This window comes from Herbihabitans rhizosphaerae, assembly GCF_004216555.1.
In the GTDB taxonomy this organism is placed as follows: Bacteria; Actinomycetota; Actinomycetes; order Mycobacteriales; family Pseudonocardiaceae; genus Herbihabitans; species Herbihabitans rhizosphaerae.
In genome coordinates, this window is sequence record NZ_SGWQ01000002.1 from 117,010 (window position 1) to 130,107 (window position 13,098).

13 protein-coding genes and 1 pseudogene are annotated in these 13,098 nt (G+C 70.3%); 7 read left to right on the plus strand and 7 right to left on the minus strand.

Annotated elements, in window-relative coordinates:
• Positions 1-6: 6 nt before the first annotated feature.
• Complete coding sequence (locus EV193_RS06070; protein ID WP_130343020.1) at positions 7-561, minus strand: amino-acid N-acetyltransferase; 555 nt, start codon at positions 559-561, stop codon at positions 7-9.
• A complete protein-coding gene (locus EV193_RS06075; RefSeq protein ID WP_130343021.1) occupies positions 558-1,505 on the minus strand; it encodes a methionyl-tRNA formyltransferase in 948 nt (315 codons plus the stop codon). The genes EV193_RS06070 and EV193_RS06075 overlap by 4 nt, the downstream gene beginning before the upstream one ends.
• Before the next feature lie 193 nt (positions 1,506-1,698).
• On the opposite strand from EV193_RS06075, the gene EV193_RS06080 reads away from it, so the two are divergent.
• Both EV193_RS06080 and EV193_RS06085 read left to right on the plus strand, forming a co-directional pair.
• The gene (locus EV193_RS06080) at positions 1,699-3,048 is read left to right on the plus strand and encodes a lysine N(6)-hydroxylase/L-ornithine N(5)-oxygenase family protein (protein WP_130343022.1); all 1,350 of its coding nucleotides are present in this window, start codon (positions 1,699-1,701) and stop codon (positions 3,046-3,048) included.
• 9 nt (positions 3,049-3,057) lie between these two features.
• Positions 3,058-4,638 carry an amidohydrolase gene (locus EV193_RS06085; protein WP_130343023.1) on the plus strand — a complete coding sequence of 527 codons (1,581 nt, stop codon included), beginning with the start codon at positions 3,058-3,060 and terminating at the stop codon, positions 4,636-4,638.
• A gap of 11 nt (positions 4,639-4,649) precedes the next feature.
• Here EV193_RS06085 and EV193_RS06090 read toward each other — a convergent pair whose 3' ends face one another.
• The gene (locus EV193_RS06090) at positions 4,650-5,381 is read right to left on the minus strand and encodes a maleylpyruvate isomerase family mycothiol-dependent enzyme (protein WP_130343024.1); all 732 of its coding nucleotides are present in this window, start codon (positions 5,379-5,381) and stop codon (positions 4,650-4,652) included.
• A gap of 41 nt (positions 5,382-5,422) precedes the next feature.
• Between EV193_RS06090 and EV193_RS06095 the strand changes: the two genes are divergently transcribed.
• The 3 genes from EV193_RS06095 (at position 5,423) to EV193_RS06105 (ending at position 8,053) form a co-directional block, all read left to right on the plus strand.
• Positions 5,423-6,322 (plus strand): MerR family transcriptional regulator, encoded by a 900-nt coding sequence (locus EV193_RS06095; RefSeq protein ID WP_242613177.1) that lies wholly within the window; start codon positions 5,423-5,425, stop codon positions 6,320-6,322.
• Between the two features lie 58 nt (positions 6,323-6,380).
• Positions 6,381-7,781 carry an aminopeptidase P family protein gene (locus EV193_RS06100; protein ID WP_130343025.1) on the plus strand — a complete coding sequence of 467 codons (1,401 nt, stop codon included), beginning with the start codon at positions 6,381-6,383 and terminating at the stop codon, positions 7,779-7,781.
• A gap of 107 nt (positions 7,782-7,888) precedes the next feature.
• A complete protein-coding gene (locus EV193_RS06105) occupies positions 7,889-8,053 on the plus strand; it encodes a hypothetical protein (RefSeq protein ID WP_165401259.1) in 165 nt (54 codons plus the stop codon).
• Between the two features lie 45 nt (positions 8,054-8,098).
• Here the strand turns inward: EV193_RS06105 and EV193_RS06110 are convergent, their stop codons facing one another.
• Complete coding sequence (locus EV193_RS06110) at positions 8,099-8,608, minus strand: winged helix-turn-helix domain-containing protein (protein ID WP_130343027.1); 510 nt, start codon at positions 8,606-8,608, stop codon at positions 8,099-8,101.
• A 427-nt stretch (positions 8,609-9,035) separates the two neighbouring features.
• Between EV193_RS06110 and EV193_RS33165 the strand changes: the two genes are divergently transcribed.
• The gene (locus EV193_RS33165) at positions 9,036-9,209 is read left to right on the plus strand and encodes a hypothetical protein (RefSeq protein ID WP_165401260.1); all 174 of its coding nucleotides are present in this window, start codon (positions 9,036-9,038) and stop codon (positions 9,207-9,209) included.
• 50 nt (positions 9,210-9,259) lie between these two features.
• Here the strand turns inward: EV193_RS33165 and EV193_RS06115 are convergent, their stop codons facing one another.
• The 3 genes and pseudogenes from EV193_RS06115 to EV193_RS33680 form a co-directional block, all read right to left on the minus strand.
• Complete coding sequence (locus tag EV193_RS06115; protein ID WP_130343028.1) at positions 9,260-9,724, minus strand: cupin domain-containing protein; 465 nt, start codon at positions 9,722-9,724, stop codon at positions 9,260-9,262.
• Positions 9,714-9,887: a hypothetical protein gene (locus EV193_RS33170; protein WP_165401261.1), complete on the minus strand. Its 174-nt coding sequence runs from the start codon at positions 9,885-9,887 to the stop codon at positions 9,714-9,716. The genes EV193_RS06115 and EV193_RS33170 overlap by 11 nt, the downstream gene beginning before the upstream one ends.
• 84 nt (positions 9,888-9,971) lie before the next feature.
• Positions 9,972-10,639: pseudogene (locus tag EV193_RS33680) on the minus strand (iron chelate uptake ABC transporter family permease subunit).
• A gap of 133 nt (positions 10,640-10,772) precedes the next feature.
• Here EV193_RS33680 and EV193_RS06125 point away from each other — a divergent pair.
• Complete coding sequence (locus EV193_RS06125) at positions 10,773-13,094, plus strand: molybdopterin cofactor-binding domain-containing protein (protein WP_130343029.1); 2,322 nt, start codon at positions 10,773-10,775, stop codon at positions 13,092-13,094.
• Positions 13,095-13,098 lie beyond the last annotated feature (4 nt).

Below are 13,098 nucleotides of genomic sequence, written 5' to 3' on the forward strand. Positions count from 1 at the left end.
CTAGGCTTACTTCGCGCTGGCCAGGGTGCGGCGAGGTGCCGCGACCGCCGCGACGCCCGGCGCGCCGAGCCGCAGCAGCATCCGCGTGTTGCCCAGCGTGTTGGGCCGCACCGACGGCAGGTCCAGGAACTGCGCGACGCCCTGGTCCGCGGACAGCCGGATCTCCTCGTAGACCTCCTCGGCCACCGGTGTGCCGTCGATCGTCACGAAGCCGTGCCGCCCGAAGAACTCCGTCTCGAAGGTGAGCACGAAGATCCGCCGGACGCCGAGCCGCCGCGCGGTGTCGATCAGCTCGCGCACGATCGCGTGCCCGGTGCCCTCGCCGCGCACGCTCGGGTGCACCGCCACCGTGCGGATCTCGGCGAGGTCCTCCCACAGCACGTGCAGCGCGCCGCACCCGACGATCTCGCCGTCCAGCTCGGCGACCCGGAACTCCTGCACGTGCTCGTACAGCGTGACCAGGTCCTTGCCGAGCAACACCTTTCCGGCGAACAGATCGACGAGCGCCTTGATCGGGCGGACGTCGCCCACCCGGGCCCGGCGGATCCGCGGGCGGCTCACGGCCGGTTGGTGAGGTAGCCGCCCATGTTGGTGAAGTAGTCCTGCGCGGCGAACTCCTGGCCGTCCTCGGTGCGCACCCTGGTGACCAGCAGCGCGTGGTTGCGGCCGCGGCGAGCGTCCGCGCCGGCCACGATCGCGACGCCGTCACCCTCCCGGTAGAAGATCCGGCCGGGGGTGCCGCCGTACCGGTTGGCGGACACGTCGGCGGTCACGATCTCCAGCCGCTTGCCCCGGTGGTAGGTGAACGCGCTGGGGTAGGGCGAGGACTGGGCCCGCACCAGGAGTTCGAGGTCCTCGGCCGGCCAGGTCCAGTCGATCCGGATGTCCTCCTCGGCGCGCTTGTGGAAGAAGCTGGCCTGGGAGCGGTCCTGCTTGGCCCAGTCGGTCCGGCCGGAGGCGATCTCGGCGAGCCCGTCGACGGTGATCGGGCCGAACAGTTCGAGCGTCTTGTGGAACAGGTCGGTCGTGGTGTCCTTGGGGCCGACCGGGACCGCGCGCTGCAGCACGACGTCACCCGCGTCGAGTTCGTCGTTCATGATGTGCGCTGTGACCCCGACCTCCTTCTCGCCGTTGACCAGCGCCCAGATCAGCGGGGAGAAGCCGGCGTACTTGGGCAGCAGCGAGTCGTGCACGTTGAGGGTGCCGTGCTTGGGCAGGTCGAAGATCTGCGGCGGGATCCAGGTGCGCCAGTTGGTGGCCACGATGACGTCCGGATCGACCTCTTTCAGCCTGGTCAGCAGCTCCTCGTCGTCCGGGCGGTTGCGGATCAGCACCTCGACGCCGTGCTCTGTCGCGAGGTCGGCGACCGAGTCGCTCCAGATCTTCTCGTAGGCGTGGTCGCTCTTGGGGTGGGTGACGACGAGAGCGACCTCGTGCTCGGATTCCAACAGAGCCCGCAGGGTGCGGTGACCCCAGGTCTGGTAACCGAACATCACGACCCGCATCGGGGTGTCCTCCTTGTGGACGATTGACAGTCATTGACGAGTCAAGCAAGCCTTACCTAAGTGTGCAAGCCGCCGGGTGGCCGGTGATGTAGGCCATAAGGCTCGGCGGTTGACTGTCCAGGCCGGAAAGACGAAATTAGGCAAGGCTGCCCTAAAAGTTGACCCGGCAAGGACGCTGAGCGAGGGGACCGGAATGACCGAGGTGTTCGACCGCGACGACGTACCCGTGTACGACATGGTGGGCGTCGGTTTCGGACCGTCGAACCTGGCCCTCGCGATCGCGCTGACCGAGCGCAACGCGAGTGCGGAAAATACCGTGACCGCGCATTTCCTGGAGCGTCAGGCCGCATTCGGCTGGCACCGGGGAATGCTGATCGACGACGCGACGATGCAGGTGTCCTTTCTCAAGGACCTGGTGACGTTGCGCGATCCGGCCAGCCGATTCAGCTTCCTGTGCTATTTGCAGGCGCACGGCCGGCTCGTCGACTTCGTGAACCACAAGAGCCTGTTCCCGCTGCGCGTGGAGTTCCACGACTATCTGGAATGGGCCGCCGCGCAGGTGGACGATCTCGTGGCCTACGAGCACGAGGTGGTCGGCGTCGAGCCGGTCCGCCGCGACGGCGTGGTGGAGATGTTCGACGTGCACGCGCGTGCCGCCGGCGCGACGGAGGTCTACCGTGCGCGGAATCTGGTGATCGGCACCGGGCTGCGGCCGATGCTCCCGGAGGGCGTGCGGTCCTCGGATGTGGTGTGGCACAACAGTGATCTGCTCACCAACGCCGAGAAGCTGACCGGTACCGAGCCGTCCCGGTTCATCGTGGTGGGCGCCGGTCAGAGTGCCGCCGAGGCGGTCGCGTACCTGCACCGGACGTTCCCCACGGCCGACGTGTGCGGGGTGTTCGCGCGGTACGGGTACAGCCCGGCCGACGACAGCCCGTTCGCGAACCGGATATTCGACCCGGGCGCGGTCGACGATTTCTACTCCTCGCCCGAGGAATTCAAGCAGCGCCTGGTCGGCTATCACGCCAACACGAACTATTCGGTGGTCGACGCCGATCTGATCGAGGAATTGTACCGGCGCGTCTATCAGGAGAAGGTGCTCGGAATCGAGCGGCTGCGGCTGTACAACACCTCGCGGCTGGCCGATTTGGCCGAGGTCGACGGCGGTGTGCGCGGGGTAATCGAGTCGCTGGTCACCGGCGAGCGCCTCGACGTGACCGCCGACGCCGTCGTGTACGCCACCGGCTACTCCCCGGCCGACCCGCTGCCCGTGCTCGGCGACCTCGGTGAGCTGTGCCTGCGCGACGACGCGGACCGGCTGCGGGTGGACCGCGACTACCGGGTGCGGACCGCGCCGGAACTCGGCGCCGGCGTGTACCTGCAGGGCGGCACCGAGCACACGCACGGGATCACCTCGTCGCTGCTGTCCAACGTGGCGGTGCGCGCCGCGGAGATTCTCGACTCGATCACCGATTCGGTCGCGGACTCGGCCGCAGAACGGCCGGTCACCATTCCCGCGATGGTCAGCGCGGCACGCGGCTAGGTTCGGTCCATGCTGGACCTGCGGATCGTCAACGCCAATGTGATCACCATGGCCGAGGGCCGGCCGCGCGCTCGCGAGGTCGGCTTGTGGCGCGGGCGGATCGTCGGCGTGGACGAGGAGATCGCGGGGCTCCCGGCGCGCGACACGGTCGACCTGCGCGGCGCCACCGTGCTGCCCGGGTTCGTCGACGCGCACGTGCACCTGGCATGGGCCGGGCTGCGTGCCGGCGGCGTCAGCATCGCGCCGTCGGAGCGCGTGGACGACGTGCTCGCCACGATCGGATCAGCCGTTACGGAACGGCCGTTCGGGGAGTGGGTCGACGTCCTCGGATACGACCAGCGATCGCTCGGCCGGCACCTCACCGCCGCTGAGCTCGACACGGTGAGCGCCGGCCGGAAAGTGTTCGTGGTGCACGATTCCGGCCACGCGTGCGTGGTCAACAGCGACGTGCTGGCCATGCTGCCGGCGGGTACGACGCACCAGGACGGCGTGCTCACCGAGCGGGGCATGGCCGCCGTGCGCCGGCTGCGCCAGCCCTACGCGGTCGAGGAGCTGATCGACGCGATTGGATCGGCCGCACGGACGTGTGTGTCCGAAGGTGTCACCACGTGCGCCGAGGCGGGCATCGGCGGCGGGTTGATCAGCCACAGCCCGATCGAGCTGACCGTGTACCAGACCGCGCTGGAACGCGGCGTGCTCCCGGTTCGGGTGCAGCTGATGATCGCGGCGGACCAGTTGCGAGACGCGGCGGCGCACCCGTCCGACGGTGTCCCGCGTGCGCTGGATTTGGGGCTGCGCACCGGTTTCGGCGGTGATCGGCTGACGATCGGCGCGCTGAAGGTGTTCACCGACGGCGGCATGATGCCGAGGACGGCCGCGCTCACCGAGCCGTACGTCGATCCGGCCGGCGCGCCGGACAACACGGGGGAGTTGTTCGCCGATCTTCGCGAGATCGAGCACGTCGTCGTGGACGCGCACCGGGCCGGCTGGCAGCTCGCCGTGCACGCGATCGGCGACCGTGCCGTGGACGTGGCACTGGACGCGCTCGACGCCGCGATCACCGCCCAGCCACGCCCGCATCGGCACCGGATCGAGCACGCCGGACTGGTGCGCCCGGATCAGCTACCGCGGTTCGCCGAGCTGGGCGTGACGGCCGTGGTTCAGCCGAACTTCCTGTGGTACCTCGGCGACGATTACGCCTCGATCATGGGACCGCGACGCGCGCCGTGGCTCTACCGGGGGCGGGGCTTCCTCGATCACGGCGTCCGGCTGGTCGGCAGTTCCGACCGCCCGGTCACAGTCGGCGCGCCGCTGCGGTCGATCCAGTTCATGGTCGAGCGGCGCACCGAGTCCGGCCTGTCGCTCGGCCCGGACGAGAGTGTCACCGTGGCGGACGCGTTGCGGGCGTTCACCATCGAGGGCGCGCACGCGTGTCATCTGGAGGACTCGCTCGGCAGCATCGAGTCCGGCAAGCACGCCGATTTCGTGGTGCTGAGCGCCGATCCGACCACGGTGGACGTGAGCGCGATCGGCGACCTCGACGTGCGCACCACCGTCGTCGCCGGCGAGATCGTCCACGGCGAGTGGTAGCGAACCCGGGGTTACAGCGTCAGGTGCGCCAGCCAATGGTCGAGCAGCGCCTGGTCACCCTCGACCGTGACCCGGTCGACGGACTGGCGACGGGTCAGCACGAGCAGCAGATCGCCGGCCGGCCCGCGCACGGTCACGTCTGCCGGGCCGTCAGACCGGCTCCAGCGCACGCCGTCCGGAGTGCGGGTGATCAGCCAGCTCGCGTCGGCGGCCAGCCGCAGCGTCTGGCCGGTTCCCTTCAGCACGGCCAGATCCGGCCGCAGCGTCGGCGTGAGCGGATGGGACAGCAGCTCGAGCAGCTCGTCGATCCCGTCGGCGGCCAGGTCCGGCGCCACCGTGACGGGCGCACCGGCGGTGAGTGCCGCGTCCGCGTGGTGCACCGCGGTGTCGTGCAGCATCCTGCGCAGCCAGTACCTGGCCGGCTGCTCCCCGAAGAACGTCCACACGGGACGGTCGCCCGCGGCGAGCACGGTCTCCGCGAGCCCGTCTGCGCTGTCCCGCAGCCAGTCCGACCACGTGCTCGGCTCGCCGGGGTCCGCGTCGAACGGATCGGGCACCGCGCTCGGCCCGGACTCGATGATGCTCCGCGCCCAGCGTTGCGCCTGGCCGACGTGCCCGACCAGCACCCGCAGTGTCCACTTGGGACAGGTGGGTACCGGCGTATTCGGATCCGCGGTGGCCGCGGCATCGGCGAGGCCCGCCGTGTGCTCGCGCAGCCCCTCGGCGAGTCGTGTGATCTCCATGGCCTTAACGTAGAAGTTCCACTCGGCTGGAGGTTCAACCGATGGTGATCGGGAACACGTTCGGCATCGGCGACCTGGCACGGCACACGGGCGTCCCGGTCCGCACGATCCGCTTCTACTGCGACGAGGGCCTGCTGGAGCCGGTGCGCAGCGCGGGAGGGCACCGCCGGTTCGACGGTGCCGCGATGGACCGGCTGAACCTGATCCGGCGGCTGCGCCGGCTGGGGCTCGGGCTGCGCGCGATCACCGACGTGGTGGCCGAGCAGCTACCGCTCGCCGACGCCGTGGCGGCCGAGCGTGCCGCGTTGGACGCCGATCTCGCGCGGCTGGCCTGGCGCCGCGCCGCGCTCCGCGCCGTCGAGGAGACACCGCCGGCCGACCGTGCCGCCCGGCTCGATCTGCTCGCCGCGGTCGGGGACGGCGACGCGGCGCACGACGCGCTGATCCGCTTCTGGCGTCCGATGACCGCCGGCCCGATCCCGTCCGACACGGTGCGGATGTTCCTCGACATCAGCGCGCCGCGACCGCCCGAGCAGCCCAGTGCCGCGCAGGTGGTCGCCTACGCCGAACTCGTGGTGCTGGTCGCCGACAAGACTTTGGCCACCGATCTGCGGGCCAGCACGCTGGTCAACCGGGAGCGGATCGCCGACCTGGGTGCGCTGCACGCGGCGGTCGGGGCGGCGTGCGAGCTGGCGCTGCCGCTGGTGGCGGCCGGCGCGCCACCGGCGGGCGGGCCCGCGCTGGACCGGTTCGTCGCGGCGCACGCAGCCGCGCTGAAAACCGGTGACACACCGGAGTTTCGGCGGGAGTTGACCGTCCGCACCGCCGCCGATCGCGGGCCGCGGATGCGCCGCTACTGGCATCTTGTCGGTGAGGTCACCGGCGAGCAGGCGCCGATGGGTGTCACGCACACCTGGTTGCTGGACGCCCTTTCGGGTTGACTGGCGGGTTGTCCAGACCATAGCGTTCACTTTATTGAACACTGGAGGGAGATTCCGCATGGCCCGCCCTGCTCGGCGCGATCCGTACAAGCTCACTGAGGCGCCAGGGTTTCGCGAATACATCAAGGGGAACTGGGGAGACGCCGACCGTGGGGTCCAGCTGACCGACGGCGCCGCGTCCGCCGCGGCCGACCACCGGCGGCGGCTCGTGGAAGCCTTGCCCGGCAGGCGAATCGCGGTCGCCTCCGGGTGGGCGCCGGTGCGTTCCAACGACACCGACTACGGCTTCCGGCCGGACAGCGACTTCTCCTGGCTCACCGGATCGAGCGCCGAGGGCGCGGTGCTGGTGTTGGGGCCGGACGGCGACGCCGAGTTGTTCATGCGCGAGCCCGCCGGTCCGGACGAGGTCGACTTCTTCGCCAGTGCGCGCGACGGCGAGCTGTGGGTCGGGCCGGTGCCCGGACTGCGTGAGTGGAGCGCCGCGCTCGGACTGACCTGCCGGCCGATCGAGGACCTGGCCTCGGCACTGCGCGGCCGCGACCCGGAGATCATCGCGACCTCCGGCGTGGACCCGGTGCTGGACGCGCTGGCCGGCGGGCCGGACGTGGAGCTGCGCCAGACGCTCGGTGAGTTGCGGCGGATCAAGGACGACTGGGAGATCGGCCAACTGCGGTCCGCGGTCGACGCCACGATCCTCGGGTTCGCCGACGTGGCGGGCGAGCTGCCGGCCGCGATCAAGGGCGGCGGCGAGCGGTGGCTGGAGGGCACCTTCGACCGCAGGGCGCGCGCCGAGGGCAACGGCGTCGGGTACGCCTCGATCGTCGGGGCCGGCGAGCACGCGCCGGTGCTGCACTGGGTGCGCAACGACGGTCGGGTGCCCGAGGACGCGCTGCTGCTGCTCGACGCCGGGGTGGAGATGAACACCCTCTACACCGCCGACATCACCCGGACGATGCCCACGACGGGTGCCTACACCGAGGCGCAGCGGCAGGTCTACGACCTGGTGCTGACCGCCCACCGTGCGGCGCTGGACGCGGTCCGGCCAGGTGCGGAATACCGCGCGTTCCACAAGGCGGCCATGCCCGTGCTGGCTCAGGGCCTGCACGATTGGGGCCTGTTGCCGGTCTCCGTGGACGAGGCGCTGGAGCTGCACAACCAGCACCACCGGCGCTACATCTGTTGCGGCGTAGGACATTTCGTCGGTCTCGACGTGCACGACTGCGCCCGCGCGTCGGCCGAGATGTACCACGAAGGGACGCTCGAGGCGGGCATGGTGCTGGCCGTGGAGCCGGGCCTGTACTTCCACCCGAACGACCTGACCGTGCCGCCGGAGTTGCGCGGGATCGGCATCCGGATCGAGGACAACGTGCTGGTCACCGGCGGAGGCAACGAGGTGCTGTCGACCGAGCTGCCGATCGAACCCGACGAACTGGAGCGCTGGGTCCAGTCGCGATTCTGACGTGGATTCCGTTTAACAATTGACTCGGGATAATCGTGGCTTGACCGCGGGAACCGGGCAATCTTATTGTCGATTCGAATTGTCCTAACCACCAGTCCTGTGACGGCGTGCTGCTCGCGCCGAATGTGGTGGCCACGGCCGGCCACTGCACCGTGCAGATGGAGCCGTGGAACGAGCGCACCGTGATCGTCGGCCGCACCGATCTGAGCACCACTGACCTGCCAAGGACCGCAGACCGGAATGCGGACCCGTCCCGTACGCCGACGCGATGAACAAGATTCTTCAGGGCAACGGTGCCGAGACGAACTGGAAGCACCTCACTCGTCCGGCAGTTCGGAATTGAGCCGCACCTCGTCTCTGCCGTCGAACCGGTAGCCCACCCCGCGCACCGTGGTGATCAGCTCGCCGTACGGGCCGAGCTTCTTGCGCAGGCGGCGAATGTGCACGTCCAGCGTCCGGCTCACGATCGGCGCGGTGATGCCCCACACCTCGGCCAGCACCGCCTCGCGCCGCTGCACCCGGTTCGGCCGCGCCGCGAGGAACCACAGCAGGTCGAACTCCAGGCGGGTCAGGCCGATCGGCACGCCCTCGCGGCGCACCGTGCGCGCCACCGGATCGATGTACAGGTGTTCGCCCGGCCCCTCGAACGGCGCGGGCCGGGGCGACGGGATGGCCGCCGCTGCCCAGGGCGCGTCGCCGTGGGTGGACACGATCACGCCGGGCATCTCGGCGACGTCGCCGAGCATCTCGTTGACGGCGGTGACCACCGTCGGGGTGTACGGAAGATCGATGTTCAGTCGGAGCACGAATCGGGTCGCGGTCTGCATGGTTTCCTCGCCTCGCTGGTGGACTGGTCCTGGTCGCGGTGGACCGGACACCCTTGGGCGCCCACGAGCGCGTAGTCCACGTGGCGTCGCCTGGTCAGTCCGTTTCGAGGCACGCGATCATCGGACCCGACCGGACACGGCGGCGTCAACGGCGTCCGCATGCTGGTTGCCACCCAAGAGGCCTCACACCGGGAGGGGTCCCGCCCGCCGGCGGCTAGCGTCGGCCTCGTGTCGATCGCTGGGAGGAATCGATGAGGCGTCGAGTCGTGTTGGGGGTGCTGGTCGCGATCCTGGTGGCCGCCGGGGTGGTGGCCGGTGTCGTGGACGCCCGTCCGCCGGGGCGCAGCCGAAGGTCGAGCGGCTGACGCTGGCGTCCGGGGCGACGCTTCCGTACTACGGCAACCATTCGCTCACCGGTGGGGCGCCGGTGACCCGTGCGGTCGTGGTGGTGCACGGAACCGGTCGCAACGCCGACGAGTACTACGACTCGATGCTGCGCACGGCGACCGACGCCGGCGCCGAGCGGGACACGGTGATCATCGCGCCGCGGTTCCAGACCGACGAGGACAGTCCGGCCGACAGTGATGCCTGTTCGGCCTAATACATTTCACCCTAATCTGACCAGGCAAAATCAGCCGAACGTCGTCGCGGTCAGTCGAAAGAGGGATCGTCCAGAAGTCGGAAGTCAGCGAAATCGAAGCCGGGGGAGACGACACAGCTCACGAGTACTTCGGAGTCGTTCAGTGGACGGGCCGACTGCCACGTGCCCGGCGGCACGACCGCCTGCGGACGCTGACCTGCGGCGAGATCCGACCCGAGCACGACTGTGTCCGGCTCGGCGGACGGCTGATCACCGTCGCCGCCGAGTTGGAGCACCAGCGGGCCGCCGGCGTGCCACAGCCACAACTCGGCCGAGCGCACGACGTGCCAGCGGGAACGCTCGCCAGGACACAGCAGGAAGTAGATCGCCGTGGCGGCGGCGCGCTCGCCGGGATAGCCGGCCGGGTGCACGGTCGTGTCGCTGCGCCAGGTCTGCCGGTACCAGCCGCCCTCGGGATGCGGTGCGAGATCGAGAATTCTGGCCGTCTCGGGTACGGCCGGACTTTCACTGGCCATAGGAATCCCGGGTGATGTCGGCCTGCCGCCGCGCCAGGATCCGGTCGGTCACCGCTCTCGGGTTGCCCCGCTTCCGGTCCGGCACCAGTCGGCGTGAACGGCGGTCGAAACCCCACGCCACGAGCAGCAACGCAACGAAGATTCCAGCGATGATCCACCCCATGTCGAACCTCCCCAGTCACCACCACGGTGCCACAGGTGGTGGCGATCATGCCACCGGCCGTGCCCGCAGCTCCTTGATCAACAGCTACAGCAGGTAGCAGCCGCCGACCGCGGTCGTGATCACGCCGACCGGGAGCGCGACCGGCGCCAGCAGAAGCTGTGCGAGCAGATCGGCCGTGGCCAGCAGCACCGCGCCGGTGAGGGCGGCCGGCAGCAGCGGAATCCTCGACGAGCCGGCCAGTCACCGGCCGATTTGCGGCGCCGCGAGCGCGATGAACACGATCGGACCGGTGACCGCGGTGACGGTGGCCGTGCACCCGACGGCGGCCAGTACGAGGATCACCGCGAACGGCAACAGCACGTCCGACCAGTCGAGCCCGTTCAGCGAGCCCGCGCTCCACCCGGTCGCGGCGATCGCCACCTCCAACTCGGCGCGCAGCACGATCCACGAGTTGATCGCGGTCAGCACGACGAGCGCGCCCGCGTCCAGGCCGATCACGTCCGCGCTGCGGAGCGGGGTTGCGGGTCAGGCCCTGGAGCACCGCGCCGGCCAGTGCCAGCGCCGCGCCCGAACACCAGCGCGGCGGCCACCCTCGGCAGCCGCCACTGCATGATCACGAACGTCTCCTCGCCCCGCCCGACGATCGCGGCCAGCACCTCCGACGGCGTGGACCAGGTGCTGCCGTGGCACAACCCGACGAACATCAGCGCGAGCGCGAGGAGCACCGGACCGCCGAGCGCCGCCGTCACGATCCCGGCAGCGTGCGGCCAGCCCCCGGGCGCCTTCGCCGCATCCGGTGGCGGGGAACGGGCAACGGGCTGAGACTGTGTGCGCGGTCACACCTGGTGCCCCGCTCCGGTCCCCGTTCCCGCCCGAGGAGTTCCCATGTCGGACGAACCCTCAGCCGACCCCACCACAGCACCGCGCCAGGTCAGCCGGCGCAGTTTCGTCGGCTACCTGTTGGCCGGCAGCACCGTCGTCGCCGCGGCCGAGATCGGGCTGGGCAACACCCCCAGCGCCGAGGCCGCGCTGCCGACCGTCGCGGTGCCGGCCGACATCTACGACCTGACCGACGCGCAGGGCGACGCGGCGCTGCCCACCCAAGGCCTGATCAAGGTCCAGGTGAACAAGGACGGCACCGCGTCGTTCGAGTTGCCCAGGGCGGAGGTCGGCCAGGGCATCGAGACCGCGTTCGCGATGATCGTCGCCGAAGAGCTGGACCTGCCGGTGGAGAAGGTCCACGTCACGCTCGCGCCGGCGCGTCCCGAGCTGCTGATGAACCAGATCACCGGCGGCTCGGCGTCCATCTTCGTGCTGTTCACCCCGGTTCGGGTGGCCGCCGCGATCGCACGGCAGGCGCTGCTGCGGGCGGCGGCGATCCAGCTCGGCTCGGTGGTCGACCGACTGCGCAGCAAGGCCGGCGAGATCATCGCGCCGGACGGTCGCACGCTGTCCTACGGCGAACTCGCCGAGAAGGCGGCCGGCGTGGACACCACGGCGATTCGGGTGACCCTCAAGGACACCTCCGACTTCACCGTGATCGGCACCCGGCAGCGCCGGCTGGACGCCCGCGACGCGATCACCGGGCGCAAGCGGTACGCCATGGACCTCGACGTCCCCGGCGCGCTGCCGGCGATGATCTGCCGCCCGCCGACGCTCAACGGCACCGTCCGCGCGATCCGCAACGCCGCCGAGGTGAAGGCGATGCCGGGTGTCACGCACGTGGTGACCGTGCCGACCGGTGTCGCCGTGCGGGCGAAGACCTTCGGACAGTGCATCGACGCGATCCGGGCGCTGAAGGTGGACTGGAACGCGGGCCTGGTGGCGAGCGCGTCCGACGAGTCGGTGCTGGTCGAGCTGAAGCGCGCCGAACTGCCGCTGCTGGTGCCCTCGGTGCCACTGCTGACCAAGGTGCGGGACTTCGACTTCACGTTCTACTTCCGCAGCGGCTCGCCGCTGGAGCCGAACTGCGCGGTCGCCGACGTGCGCGCGGACCGGGCCACGATCTGGGCGTCGGCCAAGGTCCCGGTCGTCGCCGTCCAGGAGATCGCCGGGAAGCTCGGCCTGCCGATGAGCAAGGTCAGGTTCAACGTCGTGGAGGGCGGCGGCTCGTTCGGCCGCAAGCTCTTCCATGACGGGGCACTGGAGGCGGCGCGGGTGTCCAAGGCGTGCGGCGCGCCGGTGCGGCTGATGTGGCACCGGGCCGACGAGCCGCGCCAGGGGCGCCAGCACCCGATCGCCACCTCGCGCATCCGGGTGGCTCATCTCGCCGGCAACATCCTGAGCTTCGAGCAGCGGCACACCAGCGTGGTGACCGACTTCAAGCACGGCTTCGGCGACGTGATCACCGCGACCGCGGCGCGGCTCCCGTTCGGCGATGTCGCGCTGTCCCAGGCGATCTTCCTGCTCACCCAGTTCGTGCCGTACGACTTCGGGCTTGTGACCCAGACGCTGACCGAGAGCAACCAGCACTTCAACACCAGCGCGGTGCGCAACATCTACTCGCCGGACGTGCGCGCGGCCAGCGAGCTGGTGATCGACCAGCTGGCCAAGGAGACGGGCAAGGACCCGGTGGTGTTCCGCCGCGAGCACCTGCGCAAGCCGAGGGTTCGCCGGGTGCTGGACAAGGTCGTGGCCGAAGGGAAGTGGGGCCGGCCCATGCCGGCCGGCACCGCGCAGGGCGTGGCCATCCACGAGGAGTACAAGGGCGCGTCGGCCTGTCTGGTCGAGATCGACTGCCGGCCGGAGACGGTGAACCGGCCGATCCGGGACGGCGTCGGCGGGCCGAGGGTGACCAAGGTGGTGTACGCCATCGACCCCGGCGTGGCGGTCAACCCGCTCGGGCTGGAGGCGCAGATGCACGGCGGGATCATGGACGGCATCGCGCTCGCGCTGACCGCCTCGTGCCACCTCGAGGACGGGCACTTCCTGGAGGCGAGCTGGGACAACTACCCGTACACCCGGCAGTGGAACGTGCCGGGCGACGTGAAGGTGTTCGTGATGCCGTCGGACAACCCGCCGGGTGGCGGCGGTGAGGCCGGTGTGGCGGCGGCGTTCTCCGCGGTGGCGTGCGCGTACACCCGCGCGGTCGGCGCGCTGCCGAAGTACTTCCCGATCAACCACAAGGATCCGCTGTTCTGGGAACCCAAGCCGTTCGTCCCGCCGGTTCCCGCCTCGCCCACCGACGGCCTCGAGCACCTGATCTGAGGAG